Raw genomic sequence first — 15,640 nt, forward strand, 5'->3', positions numbered from 1 at the left:
GCCCGCTCAATATGAAGTATTTGTCATGGAACTCGACGCCCTGCGACTGAATGTCGCGGATTACGCGGGCTGCAGGACTGTTTCCATTTTTGTAAAAAACCCTTTCCAATCTCGAGCATTTACTTAGCAGGCTAACAAATTCTATAACAGAGGCCTGCACACGCCTTGCTGCAGACAACAGAAGATTTGGAGCTAGCAGATGACTGTAAAAGTAACTGAACGCGACGATTCACATAAATCCCATGAAGGCGTAGCCGCCGGTATCCGTATCTGGGATGTGCATCAACAAGACCTGCTGGTCGGGATGTTCCATTCCGAGACCGACGCGCAAAACTACAGGGCCGAACTGGAGATGCTCGAGCGCAAACGTGAACTTGCAACCGGTTGAATACAGAATCCACCACCTTGCAGCCTGCCCCTTCCCGCATGGGCAGGCTGCGACCGGATCCTACGACTCAGGTAATCTGAATGACCGTTAGATGAAGGCTGTCATCGATCTCGATCGACGGGACAGCCCCGACGATCCATCCAGACTCAAGCCTGACCACCTCGCACTCACCATCGCCCATGCCGTCATTCCTTATTAAATACTGGACCGAAGATGGATGACGCTTGCCGTAATCAAAGCCCATGCCACAGGCTATCAGAAAGTCGATTTTCGCCCCTGTCAGCTCAATTTCCTTGTCCCGTTCGCCATCTTTCAACACTGCATAATCAAGACAGAGGTTGATACCGAATGGACAGCCAGGAACCAGACTGTTAATAAACTTTCCTTCGTATCCGCCAAAATAACTGTGTTCGGCGCTCACACTACTGACGTCTTTTACCCTCACCACAACTTCATCAAACAATTTGAAAAACCAGTAACCGTCCTTTACCCCGACATTCTTTCCGAAATCGATTCCTGATACATGACGCTTCGGCCACATCGACATCAATGGCTGATCGACTTCATATTCCTTATTGGTAATTGTCAGTAAATAATTGATGACATCATAATAACTCGACTCCCCCTCTCCGACTTTGATCAGCACCGCGCAACTTCCCGCCAGCAGCACGATCTTGCCGTATTGTTCCACCGGCAGTTCGCTGATCAACAACGCCACACACTCGGGTACCTTTTGCAGGTAGGCCGAATTCAGCTCATGGAGTTCCTCTTCGCTACGGACCTGATGCCAGGGAATGTTCCAGAAAAACTCAGGCAGGGTAAAGAAAACACACGCGGTCTCACCATGCTCTTCACGAGCGGCCTTTGCGGCGATCCTGATCTTACGGCGCACCAGATAAGCGCGCTCGGCCAGTTCATCGTCCAGATAGTCGAGAATGGATTGTTCGGGCATTCGCGGGTGCGATAACTGCGATTTGAAAGTGGGTTGGCGTAACGAAGCAATACTTATTAGCACTCAAGATATCCTTATCCATTAAAGTTCATTCCATTTGTTTTCTCCTCAACATTCAACCGCTCATCCAAGAGAGATTATTTTCAGCAAAAGAAAACCCGAAAGATCGTATCGATACAATCTTTCGGGTTCAATTAACTAATAAAACAAAATACTAGCAAATATGTAGAGCAAACAAACCGGTTACCACATCAGATCATCCGGAATCTGGTAGGCCGCGTACGGATCGTCCTCGGTGCTGACCTCTTCGGTCTTCACGTTCATCTGCACGATGCGCTGCGGGTCGCGCTCCTGGATCTTCAGCGCCGCTTCACGCGGGATCACTTCGTAGCCACCGGCGTGATGCACGATGGCCAGCGAACCGTTGCTGAGCTTGTTGCGCATCAGGGTGTTGACCGAGAGGCGCTTGACCTTCTTGTCGTCGACGAAGTTGTAGTAGTCCTCGGTCGTCAACTTCGGCAGGCGCGTGGCTTCGATCAATTGCTTGATCTGCGCGACACGGGCCTTGGCCTCAGCCTTTTCCTGCTGCTGGCGGTTGAGCTCCTGGTCGCGCTTGACCTTCTCGGCCATGGCTTCCTGTGCCGCGCGCTGCTGCGAGTCATCCAGCTCGATCTGGCCTTTGTGGGCCAGGCGTTGTTGCTTCTGCTTGTCTTTGCTGACCTGCTTGGCCTGCTTCTGGTTGACCAGCCCTGCTTTGAGCAACTGGTCGCGAAGGGAAATGCTCATGGTGCTTATTACTCACTTAGGCCACTGCTCAACCGCAGCTGGGCAAATTCTTTTCCTGACGTTTGGCTTCGCCCCACAAGGCGTCCAATTCTTCGAGGGTGCAATCTTCCATGGGACGACGGGTCTCGCGCAATGCCTGTTCGATAAAACGAAAGCGTCGTTCAAACTTGCCGTTGGCACCACGCAACGCGGTTTCCGGGTCGACCTTGAGGTGCCGCGCCAGGTTGACCACGGAAAACAGCAGGTCGCCGATCTCGTCGGCTACGGCTTCGGGATCGTTTTCCGACATGGCTTCAAGGACCTCATCGAGCTCCTCACGCACTTTATCGAGCACCGGCAAGGCGTCTGGCCAGTCGAAACCGACCTGCCCTGCGCGTTTTTGCAACTTGGCCGAACGGGACAGCGCCGGCAGTGCGGCTGGTACATCATCGAGCAACGACAGCTGTTCGGGTGCCGCAGATTTCTCCGCACGCTCCTCGGCCTTTATTTCTTCCCAGCGCTGCTTGACCTGTTCCTCGCTCAGACGAGGGACATCCAGCGGCGCATACAGGTCACCGGTGGGGAATACGTGGGGATGACGCCGGATCAGCTTGCGGGTGATGCTGTCGATCACGCCGGCGAACTCGAAGCGCCCCTCCTCCCGGGCCAACTGGCTGTAATACACCACCTGGAACAGCAGATCGCCCAGTTCACCCTGCACGTGATCGAAGTCGCCGCGTTCGATGGCGTCGGCGACTTCGTAGGCTTCTTCAAGGGTGTGCGGGACGATGGTGGCCCAGGTTTGCTTGATGTCCCACGGGCAACCGTACTGCGGGTCGCGCAGGCGGCTCATCAGGTGTAGCAGGTCTTCAAGGCTGTACATCTATCACTCTCACTGCAAAACCCTTGTGGGAGCGAGCCTGCTCGCGAAAGCGGTGTGTCAGGCAACATTGATGTCGGCTGACACACCCTCTTCGCGAGCAGGCTCGCTCCCACATTAATGATCATCAAGGTGTCCGGTTACGCCGGGTTTCGATGATGTTCGGCAATTGGGAAATCCGCCCCAGCAACCGTCCCAATGCATCCAGCCCCGGAATCTCGATGGTCAGGGACATCAACGCGGTGTTGTCCTCCTTGTTCGAGCGGGTGTTGACCGCCAGCACGTTGATCCGCTCGTTGAGCAGCACCTGGGAAACGTCACGCAGCAGCCCCGAACGGTCGTAGGCACGAATGACAATGTCCACCGGATAGGTGAGCACCGGCACCGGCCCCCAGCTGACCTGGATGATTCGCTCAGGTTCACGCCCGGCCAGTTGCAGCACCGAGGCGCAGTCCTGGCGGTGGATGCTGACGCCGCGACCCTGGGTGATGTAACCGACGATCGCATCGCCCGGCAATGGCTGGCAGCAGCCGGCCATTTGGGTCATCAGGTTGCCAACGCCCTGGATCTGGATATCGCCGCGCTTGCCCGGCTTGTAGCCGGTGGCCTTGCGCGGAATCAGCTCCAGCTGTTCGTTGCCGCGCTCCGGCTCGACCAGTTGCTGCGCCAGGTTGACCAGTTGCGCCAGGCGCAGATCGCCGGCACCGAGGGCGGCGAACAGGTCTTCGGCGGTTTTCATGTTGGCCTTGTCGGCCAGCTTGTCGAAATCCACCGCGGGCAGACCGAGGCGATTGAGTTCGCGCTCGAGCAGCGTTTTACCGGCCGCGACGTTCTGGTCACGAGCCTGCAACTTGAACCAGTGAACGATCTTCGCCCGTGCCCGCGACGTGGTGACATAACCCAGGTTCGGGTTCAGCCAGTCGCGGCTCGGGGTGCCGTGCTTGCTGGTGATGATCTCGACCTGTTCACCGGTTTGCAGGCTGTAGTTGAGCGGAACGATGCGCCCGTTGATCTTGGCGCCACGGCAGTTGTGACCGATTTCGGTGTGTACGCGGTAGGCAAAATCCAGCGGCGTCGCGCCCTTCGGCAAGTCGATGGCGTGACCGTCCGGGGTGAAGATGTAGACCCGGTCCGGCTCTATATCGACCCGCAGCTGTTCCGCCAGGCCACCAATGTCGCCCAGCTCTTCGTGCCACTCGAGCACCTGGCGCAGCCAGGAGATTTTCTCTTCGTAGTGATTGGAACCGGACTTGACGTCGGTGCCCTTGTAGCGCCAGTGCGCGCACACGCCGAGTTCGGCTTCCTCATGCATCGAGTGAGTGCGGATCTGCACTTCCAGCACCTTGCCCTCAGGCCCGATCACCGCCGTGTGCAGCGAGCGATAGCCGTTTTCCTTGGGGTTGGCGATGTAGTCGTCAAACTCTTTCGGGATGTGTCGCCACAGGGTGTGGACAATGCCGAGCGCGGTGTAGCAATCGCGCATTTCCGGCACCAGCACGCGAACGGCACGCACGTCGTAGATCTGGCTGAACTCCAGACCCTTGCGCTGCATTTTGCGCCAGATCGAATAGATGTGTTTGGCCCGGCCGCTGATGTCGGCATCGACGCCGGTGGCCTGCAATTCGTTTTTCAGCTGGCTCATCACGTCGCTGATGAAGCGCTCGCGATCCAGTCGCCGCTCATGGAGCAACTTGGCGATCTGCTTGTACTGGTCCGGTTCCAGGTAACGGAAGGACAAGTCCTCCAGCTCCCACTTGATGTGACCGATACCCAGGCGATGGGCCAGTGGCGCATAGATGTCGAAGACTTCACGGGCCACACGGTTGCGCTTTTCGTCGTCGGCGGTTTTCACCGCACGGATTGCGCAAGTACGTTCGGCCAGCTTGATCAGGGCGACGCGAACGTCGTCGACCATGGCCACCAGCATCTTGCGCAGGTTTTCAACCTGGCCCTGGGTGCCCAGCACCAGGGATTTGCGCGGGCTCAGGCTGTCGCTGATCGCGGCCATGCGCTGCACGCCGTCGATGAGCTTGGCCACCACCGGACCGAAGCGCTGGCTGACTGCCGGCAACTTGATCTGGCCTTCGCGCACGCCTCGATACAGGATCGCGGCGACCAGTGAATCCTGATCGAGCTTGAGATCGGCGAGGATCTCGGCGATTTCGAGGCCGGTACGGAAAGTCGAGTTACCTTCCGACCACAGATTCTGTGCCGCATTGGCTTGTTGTTCAGCCTCGCGAGCGTACTCGCAGGCCTCCTTCAAGGCTTCGCGATCCAGTGCCAGATCGACACTCACCGCGTGATCGAGCCAAGCCTCGAGATTGATACTGCCGTCGGTGTTGATCGGCTGGTGTGCTCTCACCTGTACCATCTTGCTTACCTTCCCTACGACGCAGATTCAATGCGTCAAATCGCTGACCTTCGTTGCCCGTGAGCCCACGTCGGGCTGGTGCGCGGCTGCACGGGCGGGCCAGTCGGACCAGACGAGCATCCTAGCTCGCTTCAAATAACGCCATGGCCTCGACATGTGCCGTTTGAGGAAACATATCGAGAATCCCGGCACGTTTTAACCGGTAGCCCTGCTTGATCAATTCAACCGTGTCGCGCGCCAGGGTCGCCGGGTTGCACGACACGTACACCAGCCGTTCGGCGCCCAGGGTCTTGAGCTTGCGCACAACCTCGAAAGCACCGTCACGCGGTGGGTCCAAGAGTACCGCACAAAAGCCTTCGGCGGCCCATTCGGCGTCCGTCAAAGGCTGGGATAAATCGGCCTGAAAAAACTTCGCGTTATGCAGATTATTGCTGGCAGCATTCGCCGCGGCCCGTTCGACCATCACCTGCACGCCTTCCACCGCCACCACTTCGCGAGCGGCCTTGGCCAGCGGCAAGGCAAAGTTGCCCAGGCCGCAGAACAGGTCGAGTACACGCTCATCCGCTGTCGGCTTCAGCCAGTCCAGTGCCTGGGCGACCATCGCTTCGTTGACGCCGGCGTTGACCTGAATGAAGTCCCCGGGACGATATGCCAGTTCCAGATTCCACTGTTCAAGACGATAGCCCAACGACTGACCGGCCTCGACCGGCTGCGGTTCACCGTCGCCATGCAGCCACAACTGGGCTTCGTGGAACGCGCAGAATTCCTTGAGGATCGTCAGGTCGGCGTCGGACAACGGCGCCATGTGTCGCAGCAAAACCGCCAATGTCGAGCCGCTGAACAACTCCACATGCCCGAGTGCCTGGGGTTTGCTCAGGCGCCGCAACATCTGCGGCAGACGACTCATGATCGGTTGCAAGGGCTGTACCAGCACCGGGCAATCGTCGATGGCGACGATGTCCTGGCTGCCGGCGGCGCGGAACCCGACTTCGAGTTTCTTCGCCTTCATGTCCCAGCGCACCGCCACACGGGCGCGACGTCGGTAAGCGAACTCCGCACCGCTCAATGGCGCCGCCCACTCTTCGGGTTCGACGCCCGCGACCTTCGCCAGCTGCTCGGCGAGCATGCGCTGTTTCAGGGCAAGTTGTTCGTTGTGCGGCAAATGCTGCACGCTGCAACCGCCGCAACGGCCGGCATGGGTGCACGGTGCCGGGCGGCGCAAATCGCTGGCCGTGAACACCCGTTCGGTCCGCGCCTCGACCACTTTACCGTGGGCACCGAGTACGCGAGCCTCGATTTCTTCGCCGGCCAATGCGCCGATGACGAACCAGGTGCGACCTTCGAAAAACGCGATGCCGCGACCGTCATTGGCCAGGCGCTCGATGGTCAGGCGCTGCTTTTTGCCGGTCGGGATTTGCGGGGCCTTGCTGCCGCCGGTGGGCTGGAAGCGCAGGCCTCTTTCGTGTTTGGCCATCAGTTGGGCGCGTCGAAAATGCCGGTCGACAGGTATCGGTCGCCGCGGTCGCAAATGATCGCGACGATCACCGCGTTTTCAACCTCTTTGGACAGGCGCAGCATCGCTGCCACCGCACCGCCCGACGACACACCGCAGAAGATGCCTTCTTCGCGAGCCAGACGACGGGTCACGTCTTCGGCTTCGCTTTGGGCCATGTCGACAATGCGGTCCACGCGATCGGCCTGGTAGATCTTCGGCAGGTATTCCTGGGGCCAACGACGGATGCCCGGGATCGCCGAACCTTCCATGGGTTGCAGACCGATGATCTGCACGTTGTCGTTCTGCTCTTTCAAGTAGCGCGACACGCCCATGATGGTCCCGGTGGTGCCCATGGAGCTGACGAAATGGGTGATGGTGCCCTGGGTCTGGCGCCAGATTTCCGGGCCGGTGGTGGTGTAGTGCGCCTCGGGGTTGTCACCGTTGGCGAACTGATCCAGCACCTTGCCGCGACCTTCGGCTTCCATCTTCTGCGCGAGGTCACGGGCGCCTTCCATGCCCTGCTCCTGGCTGACCAGAATCAGCTCGGCGCCATAGGCCGTCATGGCTGCCTTGCGTTCGGCGCTGGAGTTGTCCGGCATGATCAGGATCATCTTGTAACCCTTGATCGCGGCGGCCATGGCCAGGGCGATCCCGGTGTTGCCCGAGGTCGCTTCGATCAGCGTATCGCCGGCGTGGATCTGCCCGCGCAGTTCGGCGCGGGTGATCATCGACAGCGCCGGACGGTCCTTGACCGAACCCGCCGGGTTGTTCCCTTCGAGCTTGAGCAATAGGGTATTGCTGGTGGCGCCGGGCAGGCGCTGCAAACGGACCAGCGGAGTGTTGCCGACGCAATCGGCGATGGTTGGGTACTGCAAGGTCATGGCGTATTCGCAATCCAGACTGCGGGGGCGACTATCATACCGGCAAACGTTCGCAGGCCATATCACGCAAAGTGCGGTGCTTATGGTTTATGGGAATAAGGCTGGGTTTGTATTGATTGTGAAGCCCTCTTCGCGAGCAGGCTCGCTCCCACAGGGACCGGGGGCGATCAAATAATCTGCGGGCTGCAACTATCCATTGTGGGAGCGAGCCTGCTCGCGAAAGCGTCTTGCGCCACCAGCCGCAGATTCATCCGCAACCCGCTCCCGGTGTTCTGCGCCCAAAGCGTCCCGCCCTGACGCTGCACCGCGTTCCTGGCGATACTCAACCCCAGGCCAAACCCGCCATCCCCCGGCCGCGAACCGTCAAGTCGGGTGAACGGCAGGAAGATCCGCTCCAGATCAGCCTCCGCCACACCGCCACCGTGATCCTCCAGCCACAGGTGCCAGAAATCGCCATCACGCCGCCCGCCCAACTGGACAATGCCTCCTTGCGGCGAGTGTCGAATCGCATTGCGCAGAATGTTTTCCAGTGCCTGGGCCAGGGTGTTGAGATGACCGCGCACCCAGCAGGACGCATCCACCGTGCATTGCAGTTGAGTATCGGGCCAGCCACTTTCATAGCAGGCATTCTCCGTGAGCATTTCCCACAGGGCCTGGATCTGGATCGCTTCGTCGGGCAACCGCGTGCGCTCGGTGTCCAGCCATGCCAGCTGCAGTGTGTCTTCCACCAGGCGCTGCATGCCATCGACCTCGCGGCCGATTCGTTCGCGCAACAGCTCCAGCCCCTGCTCGCTTTCACTGGCCACCCGCAGGCGACTCAGGGGCGTACGCAATTCGTGGGACAAGTCGCGCAGCAGTTGCTGCTGCAAGGCCACGGTGCTTTGCAGGCGCTCGGACATGTGATCGAAGGCCCTGCCCAACTCGCCCAGTTCATCCGAGCGATTGGTGGTCCGGGTCGACAACCTTACGTTCAGTTGATCGGCACGCCAGGCATTGGCCTGTTCACGCAGGCTGTTGAGCGGCACCACCAGCAAACGGTACAGGCCGACGCACAACAGCAAGGTGAACAACCCCGGAATCACGCCGTTGGTGATCACGCGCCAGAACACCCGGTAATGCCCCGGCACAAAGCGCTTGGGCAGTTCGATTACCAGGCTGCCGACGGACGGGTCGCCGGGAAAGGGTATGCGCATCCACGGCCGGCCTTTCTTGTGGATCGGCCAATCGAGGCCGCGCAGAAACGTCAGGCGTTCGACTTCCTTGTCCGTCAGCGATTGGTTGCTCAAGGACTGTAAATCACCGCCGATGACACCGACCCAGCCTTTTTCCCGCTGATACATGCCTTGCAGCCAGTCATCGACACCGGCGCTCTGGCGCTGCTGCCACGCCAGCTCGGCTTCGGCGGCATAGCCCGTCAGAGTGCCGCGAGCTTCATCGGAAAGAAACTGGTTACGCTCCTCCATATAGCGTCCCCAGGACCAGCTGAGCCAGATCATCAGCAAGCAGAACGCAACCAACAGGCAAGCAAGCTTCCAGAACAGCGAATGCCGGCCCGGCAAGTTACATTTCATCGGCGGCGCTCAGGATGTACCCCTTGCCCCATACCGTGCGCACCTCGCGCTCGGTGTAGCCAATGGCCTTGAGCTTGCGGCGGATCTGGCTGATGTGCATGTCCAGGCTGCGGTCATGGGCGGCAAAACCGCGCTGCAGCACCTGTTGATAAAGGAAGGCCTTGCTCAATACTTCGTCGGCGCTGCGATGCAGCGTCTCCAGCAACCGATATTCGCTGCGGGTCAGGCCAGCGGCCTGTTCGCCATAAAAGACCTCGAAACTTTCGTCATCGAAACGCAGGCTGTCCGTCGCAGGGGCCGGCACTGCGGGTACGAGCCGCCGGTCGAGGGCCACCCGCCGCAGAATGGCTTCGATGCGTACCCGCAACTCCACCATGCTGAAGGGTTTTGGCAGGTAATCATCGGCCCCCAGGCGAAAGCCGCTGATGCGATCGGCCTCGGCACCGAGGGCCGACATCAGCAGCACCGGGGTGGAATGGCTCTGGCGCAATTGGGTCAGTACCGCCAGGCCGTCCATGCCCGGCAGCAGAATATCCATCAGCACCACGTCGAAAGGCTGTCGCCGCGCAATGTCCAGGCCTTCCTGGCCGTTCTGGCACCAGGTCACCTGGAAGCCGCTGCGGTCCAGGTGCTCATGAACGTAAGCGCCGAGCACAAGGTCGTCTTCGATGGACAGGATTCGGGGGAGGCCGGCAGTGATGGGAGTCATGACTATCTGCAAACAATTCTCAGTTGTGCTGATTATTCAAGATTGCCACGCCAGGGGCAACCCACGGTTTGTCCGTATCGCCAATGAGCCGCCCTGGCCAACGAATGAGCGCAGCATTTTTACGAAGATTGCCCGCGAGCAAATCGCTACACTGCGCAAGTGGTGCATGGCGGATGCAGGTGCCGGTCTATAAATAGCGGGATGCAGGAGAAATGCGTGCTCAAGAAACTGGGAATCAAAGGCCGCGTGCTGTTGCTGACCCTGTTGCCAACCAGCCTGATGGCGTTGGTGCTTGGGGGATATTTTACCTGGATGCAACAGGCTGACCTGCAAACCCAGCTCATGCAGCGCGGCGAAATGATCGCCGAGCAGTTGGCGCCACTGGCGGCGCCAGCGATGGGCCATCAGGACAACGAACTGCTCGAACGCATCGCCACCCAGGCTCTGGAACAAACCGACGTACGGGCCGTGACCTTCCTGGCTCCCGACCGCACGCTGCTGGCCCACGCCGGCCCGACCATGCTCAATCAGACACCCTCCGGTACTGGCACGCAGTTGCTGCGCCGCAGTGGCAACGATGCGACCCGCTATCTGCTGCCGGTATTCGGCAAACACCGTAACCTGGCCGGGGACCTGATTCCCGAAGAGGCCGACCGCCTGCTCGGCTGGGTCGAACTTGAACTGTCCCATAACGGCATGCTGTTGCGCGGTTACCGCAGCCTGTTCGCCAGCCTGATGTTGATCAGTGCCGGGCTGATCGGTGCGGCACTGCTGGCCCTGCGCATGGGCCGCACGATCAATCGGCCACTGAGCCAGATCAAGCAGGCCGTGGCCCAACTCAAGGACGGTCATCTGGAAACCCGCTTGCCGCCCCTCGGCAGCCAGGAACTGGACGAGCTGGCTTCGGGCATCAACCGCATGGCCGGCACCCTGCAAAACGCCCAGGAAGAATTGCAGCACAGCATCGACCAAGCCACCGAAGACGTGCGCCAGAACCTGGAAACCATCGAGATCCAGAACATCGAGCTGGACCTGGCGCGCAAGGAAGCCCTGGAAGCGAGCCGGATCAAGTCCGAATTCCTGGCCAACATGAGCCATGAAATCCGCACCCCGCTCAATGGCATACTCGGCTTCACCCACCTGCTGCAAAAAAGCGAGCTCACCCCACGCCAGCTCGACTACCTGGGCACCATCGAAAAATCCGCCGACAGCCTGCTGGGCATCATCAACGAGATTCTCGACTTTTCGAAAATCGAGGCCGGCAAGCTGGTGCTCGACCATATTCCGTTCAACCTGCGCGACCTGCTGCAGGACACCCTGACCATCCTCGCCCCGGCCGCCCACGCCAAGCAGCTGGAACTGGTGAGCCTGGTGTACCGGGACACGCCGCTGTCACTGGTGGGCGACCCGTTGCGACTCAAGCAGATCCTGACGAACCTGGTAAGCAACGCGATCAAGTTCACTCGCGAAGGCACCATCGTCGCCCGTGCCATGCTCGAAGAAGAGCACGAAGACACCGTGCAGTTGCGCATCAGCATTCAGGACACCGGCATCGGCCTGTCGAACCAGGACGTGCGCGCGCTGTTCCAGGCCTTCAGCCAGGCCGACAACTCGCTGTCGCGGCAACCCGGCGGCACCGGTCTTGGCCTGGTGATTTCCAAGCGCCTGATCGAACAGATGGGCGGTGAGATCGGCGTCGACAGCACACCGGGGGAAGGGTCGGAATTCTGGATCAGCCTGAGCCTGCCGAAAACCCGCGACGATGCCGAAGACCTTCCCGCCGCGCCCTTGCTCGGGCGCCGGGTGGCGGTGCTGGAAAACCACGAGCTGGCGCGGCAGGCATTGCAGCATCAACTGGAAGACTGCGGCCTGAGCACCACCGCGTTCAATACCCTGGAAAGCCTGACCAATGGCGTCACCGCCGCCCACCAGACCGATCAGGCGATCGACCTCGCCGTGCTCGGCATCACCAGCAACGACATGCCGCCCGAGCGCCTCAACCAGCACATCTGGGACCTCGAGCATCTTGGCTGCAAAGTGCTGGTGCTGTGCCCGACCACGGAACAGACGCTGTTCCATCTTTCCGTGCCCAACCCCCACAGCCAGCTCCAGGCGAAACCGGCCTGCACCCGCAAGCTGCGACGCTCCCTGTCTGACCTGGTCAGCCCGCGCCCGATACGCAGCGAGCCGGGCGAGCCGGTGTCCAGCCGTGCCCCGAAGGTGCTGTGCGTCGACGACAACCCGGCCAACCTGATGCTGGTGCAGACCCTGCTCGAAGACATGGGCGCCAAGGTGCTCGCGGTGGAAAGCGGTTATGCCGCCTTCAAAGCGGTACAGAACGAGACTTTCGACCTGGTGTTGATGGACGTGCAGATGCCCGGCATGGACGGACGCCAGAGCACCGAGGCGATCCGCCAATGGGAAAGCGAACGGCATTGCACGCCGCTGCCGATCGTGGCCCTCACCGCCCACGCCATGGCCAACGAAAAACGTGCGCTGTTGCAAAGCGGCATGGACGACTACCTGACCAAACCGATCAGCGAACGGCAATTGGCGCAGGTGGTGCTGAAATGGAGCGGCCTGGCGCTGCGCAATCACAGCCCGGAGCGCTCCGGTGACGGGCATGGCGGCGCCCATGACCTGTTGGTGCTCGACCACGAGGAAGGATTGCGCCTGGCCGCCGGCAAGGCGGACCTGGCTGCAGACATGCTGGCGATGCTGCTGGCATCCCTGCAGGCCGACCGCGAAGCCATCCGTCTTGCCCAGCAAAGCAATGACCACAACGCCCTGATCGAACGGGTCCATCGCCTGCATGGCGCGACGCGTTATTGCGGCGTACCGCAATTGCGCGCGGCCTGCCAACGCAGCGAAACCCTGCTCAAGCAACAGGACCCGAAAGCCAGCGTGGCACTGGATGAGCTCGACCGGGCGATCAATCGCCTGGCGGCCCATGCGCGCATGAATGCTTGATGCAGCGCAATCGCGCAGTTTTAACATCAGCGCATACTCTGTGGGAGCTGGCTTGCCAGCGATGGCGGCCTCAAGGGCAACGTAGATTTTGCGACCCTCATCGCTGGCAAGCCGACGCCCACAGGATTGGGATAAAGGGGAAATCATGCGTACGATTCTTTTCAGCAGCCAGAACTACGACCGCGATAGTTTTCTTGCGGCCGGGCAACCGGCCGGCATCGAGTTGCACTTTCAGCCTGCGCGCCTGAGCCTCGACACGGTGGCGCTCGCCCAGGGGTACGAAGCGGTCTGCGCGTTCATCAATGATGACCTCGGCGCCGCGGTGCTCGAACGCCTGGCCGCGGGAGGCACGCGCCTGATCGCCTTGCGCTCGGCCGGTTACAACCACGTCGACTTGCCGACGGCAAAGCGCCTGGGCCTGGCCGTCGTGCGCGTCCCGGCCTATTCGCCACACGCCGTGGCCGAACACGCAGTGGCGCTGATCCTCGCACTCAACCGCCGCTTGCACCGCGCCTATAACCGCACCCGCGAAGGGGATTTCAGGCTGCAGGGGCTGACCGGTTTCGACCTGGTGGGCAAGACCGTCGGCGTGGTCGGCACCGGGCAGATTGGCGCCACGTTCGCAAAGATCATGAACGGTTTTGGCTGCCGGCTGCTGGCCTATGACCCCTACCCCGACCCGCAGGTCGAAGCCCTCGGCGCACGCTACCTGAGCCTGCCGCAACTGCTGGCCGAATCGCAGATCATCAGCCTGCACTGCCCGCTCAACGAGCAGAGCAAGCACTTGATCAACCGCCAATCCCTGGCGCACATGCAACCGGGCGCGATGCTGATCAATACCGGACGCGGCGGCCTGGTGGACACCCCCGCGCTGATCGATGCACTGAAAGACGGTCGCCTGGGTTACCTGGGACTGGACGTGTATGAGGAAGAAGCGCAACTGTTCTTCGAGGACCGCTCCGACCTGCCGCTGCAAGACGATGTGCTGGCACGGCTGCTGACCTTCCCCAACGTGATCGTCACCGCGCACCAGGCCTTTCTGACCCACGAAGCGCTGGACGCGATTGCCGCTACTTCGTTGCGCAATATTGCAGCCTGGATAGCCGGCACCCCGGAAAACCTGGTGACAGCAGACTGAAACGGATCGAAGGTCATCTGCCTGCGCGATGCGGCGTGCAAGCCCGTGCTAGCATATCGCGCATATTTGGAGGACCCATGGTCGAACACGATTTCCGCTACAGCCTGATGAACCCGCAACACACCCTCACCGAATGCCGCGCCCTGGTGCCGGGGCGTTATCAGGTCACCGGCAACGGTGGCTCGATTCGCAACAACGACGTGCTGGTCGTGACCCTCAAGGGTGCCAGGGACTTGTCCATGCGCCTGACCGTCGAAACGGTTCGCCACCTGATCAACCCGCCCGGTCAATGGGTCGCGGTAGCCAGTGGCCCGGTGTTCGGCGAACTGGCGATCCACACCTGGCAGGTGAACTGCGACAGCTGCGCCAAAGAGCTCAGCTTCGAGTTCGCCGTCGATGCCAAACTGGGCAACAAGGCTGAAAAGCCTGCCGCCACCGCGCGCATTGCCGAGCTGGGCTGGACCACCGTTGGCGAGAAACACCTGTGCCCGAAATGCCAGGAGCCTGCGTGATGAAACGCCTCGCCCTGACCACGGCGGTCGGTGCCAGCCTGCTGGGCTGCGCCGCCGAGCCGGTGCAGCTTGAACACAATCGCAGCTACATTCTGGAATGGATCGGCGAACGGCCGTTGATGGACTACAGCCACCTGACCATCACCCTCGGTGAAGATGGCCGGGCCTACGGCAATGGCGGCTGCAACCACTGGTTCGCGCCGTACACCCTGGATGGCGACAAACTGAGCTTCGGCAAAATCGGCAGCACCCGCAAACTGTGCGCGCCGGCGCTGATGGAACAGGAAAAACGCTTCCTTCAGGCCCTGGAAAACGTCCAGCACTGGGACGTCTCCCCGATCGAGCAGATCCGCTTCTGGCCGGCCGAAGGCAAGCCGCTGCGCTGGTGGCTCGAGGAGGGTTGATCGCCCTTCTCCTGCATCCAGGTGAATGACTGTGGCCAGGGACCTTGCTCCCTAGCCACAAAAGCTGCCTCGCCAAAGGTGAGCAGGATCACCTGATCAATTCTTCGCCTGCAACGCCTCAAGCTTCGCCATCACCCCCGCCGCCGTCTGCTCCCCCATCAATTGCTCGCGCACCTTGCCCTTGTTATCGATGATGTACGTCACCGGCAACGCCTCGCTGCGCGGCAGTTCGAACAGCTCGGAAGGATCCTGGGCCAGCACCGTGAACCTGATCCCCATTTTCTCGCTCGCGCCCTTCAGCTCTTGACCCTGCACGTTGTCGAAGTTGACCCCGAACACGCCGATTTTCTTGTCCTTGAGCTGCTCGGCCAGGGTGTTCAACTCAGGAATCTCGGTACGGCAAGGCCCGCACCACTCTGCCCAGTAGTTGAGTACCAGCCATTTGCCGTCCAGCCGGTCGGCGGCGATCTTGTGGCCGTCCTGGTCGATACCATAGTCATTACCGCAGCCCCCCAGCATCAACGCTCCGATGATCGCCAATGCTGCTGCCAGTCGCCTTGTCATGTCGTGTTCCCTGTCAAAAATGGAATGCGCCTGCGACCCA

15 protein-coding genes are annotated in these 15,640 nt (G+C 60.7%); 6 read left to right on the top strand and 9 right to left on the bottom strand.

Translation table 11 applies throughout. The annotated features are described in order from the left end of the window. Window positions 1-199 precede the first annotated feature (199 nt). On the top strand, window positions 200-388 hold the full coding sequence (locus ACLD1X_RS09535) for a hypothetical protein (RefSeq protein ID WP_056728002.1): 189 nt from the start codon (window positions 200-202) through the stop codon (window positions 386-388). Between the two features lie 67 nt (window positions 389-455). Here ACLD1X_RS09535 and ACLD1X_RS09540 read toward each other — a convergent pair whose 3' ends face one another. The 8 genes from ACLD1X_RS09540 to ACLD1X_RS09575 form a co-directional block, all read right to left on the bottom strand. Then, complete coding sequence (locus tag ACLD1X_RS09540; RefSeq protein WP_429367082.1) at window positions 456-1,340, bottom strand: hypothetical protein; 885 nt, start codon at window positions 1,338-1,340, stop codon at window positions 456-458. Between the two features lie 243 nt (window positions 1,341-1,583). Continuing rightward, window positions 1,584-2,126, bottom strand: a complete 543-nt coding sequence (locus ACLD1X_RS09545) for a DUF2058 domain-containing protein (RefSeq protein WP_008016527.1) — start codon at window positions 2,124-2,126, stop codon at window positions 1,584-1,586. Between the two features lie 28 nt (window positions 2,127-2,154). Beyond that, window positions 2,155-2,988, bottom strand: coding sequence for a nucleoside triphosphate pyrophosphohydrolase (gene mazG / locus ACLD1X_RS09550; RefSeq protein ID WP_429367083.1), 834 nt, complete (start codon window positions 2,986-2,988; stop codon window positions 2,155-2,157). A 124-nt stretch (window positions 2,989-3,112) separates the two neighbouring features. After that, window positions 3,113-5,356, bottom strand: coding sequence for a GTP diphosphokinase (gene relA / locus ACLD1X_RS09555; RefSeq protein ID WP_111281583.1), 2,244 nt, complete (start codon window positions 5,354-5,356; stop codon window positions 3,113-3,115). A 121-nt stretch (window positions 5,357-5,477) separates the two neighbouring features. Next, entirely contained in the window at window positions 5,478-6,830 is a 1,353-nt protein-coding gene (gene rlmD, locus ACLD1X_RS09560) for a 23S rRNA (uracil(1939)-C(5))-methyltransferase RlmD (RefSeq protein ID WP_429367084.1), read from the bottom strand. Then, window positions 6,830-7,732 (bottom strand): cysteine synthase CysM, encoded by a 903-nt coding sequence (gene cysM, locus ACLD1X_RS09565; RefSeq protein WP_056728010.1) that lies wholly within the window; start codon window positions 7,730-7,732, stop codon window positions 6,830-6,832. The genes rlmD and cysM overlap by 1 nt, the downstream gene beginning before the upstream one ends. A 167-nt stretch (window positions 7,733-7,899) precedes the next feature. Next, window positions 7,900-9,303: a histidine kinase sensor domain-containing protein gene (locus ACLD1X_RS09570; protein ID WP_429367085.1), complete on the bottom strand. Its 1,404-nt coding sequence runs from the start codon at window positions 9,301-9,303 to the stop codon at window positions 7,900-7,902. Continuing rightward, window positions 9,293-10,012, bottom strand: a complete 720-nt coding sequence (locus ACLD1X_RS09575) for a response regulator transcription factor (protein ID WP_429367086.1) — start codon at window positions 10,010-10,012, stop codon at window positions 9,293-9,295. The genes ACLD1X_RS09570 and ACLD1X_RS09575 overlap by 11 nt, the downstream gene beginning before the upstream one ends. On the opposite strand from ACLD1X_RS09575, the gene ACLD1X_RS09580 reads away from it, so the two are divergent. The 5 genes from ACLD1X_RS09580 (at window position 10,011) to ACLD1X_RS09600 (ending at window position 15,036) form a co-directional block, all read left to right on the top strand. Next, the gene (locus ACLD1X_RS09580) at window positions 10,011-10,205 is read left to right on the top strand and encodes a hypothetical protein (protein WP_429367087.1); all 195 of its coding nucleotides are present in this window, start codon (window positions 10,011-10,013) and stop codon (window positions 10,203-10,205) included. The two genes, ACLD1X_RS09575 and ACLD1X_RS09580, sit on opposite strands and share 2 nt — an antisense overlap. 23 nt (window positions 10,206-10,228) lie before the next feature. Next, on the top strand, window positions 10,229-12,982 hold the full coding sequence (locus ACLD1X_RS09585; RefSeq protein WP_429367088.1) for a response regulator: 2,754 nt from the start codon (window positions 10,229-10,231) through the stop codon (window positions 12,980-12,982). 145 nt (window positions 12,983-13,127) lie between these two features. Then, window positions 13,128-14,120, top strand: coding sequence for a 2-hydroxyacid dehydrogenase (locus ACLD1X_RS09590; protein WP_429367089.1), 993 nt, complete (start codon window positions 13,128-13,130; stop codon window positions 14,118-14,120). 77 nt (window positions 14,121-14,197) lie between these two features. Then, window positions 14,198-14,632: a hypothetical protein gene (locus tag ACLD1X_RS09595; protein WP_095942673.1), complete on the top strand. Its 435-nt coding sequence runs from the start codon at window positions 14,198-14,200 to the stop codon at window positions 14,630-14,632. Then, the gene (locus ACLD1X_RS09600; protein ID WP_429367090.1) at window positions 14,632-15,036 is read left to right on the top strand and encodes an META domain-containing protein; all 405 of its coding nucleotides are present in this window, start codon (window positions 14,632-14,634) and stop codon (window positions 15,034-15,036) included. Before ACLD1X_RS09595 ends, ACLD1X_RS09600 begins: the two co-directional genes overlap by 1 nt. 96 nt (window positions 15,037-15,132) lie before the next feature. On the opposite strand, the gene ACLD1X_RS09605 is transcribed toward ACLD1X_RS09600, so the two are convergent. Beyond that, on the bottom strand, window positions 15,133-15,600 hold the full coding sequence (locus ACLD1X_RS09605) for a TlpA disulfide reductase family protein (protein WP_429367091.1): 468 nt from the start codon (window positions 15,598-15,600) through the stop codon (window positions 15,133-15,135). Window positions 15,601-15,640: the final 40 nt, after the last annotated feature.

Source organism: Pseudomonas sp. 18173 (assembly GCF_050432945.1).
In the GTDB taxonomy this organism is placed as follows: domain Bacteria; phylum Pseudomonadota; class Gammaproteobacteria; order Pseudomonadales; family Pseudomonadaceae; genus Aquipseudomonas.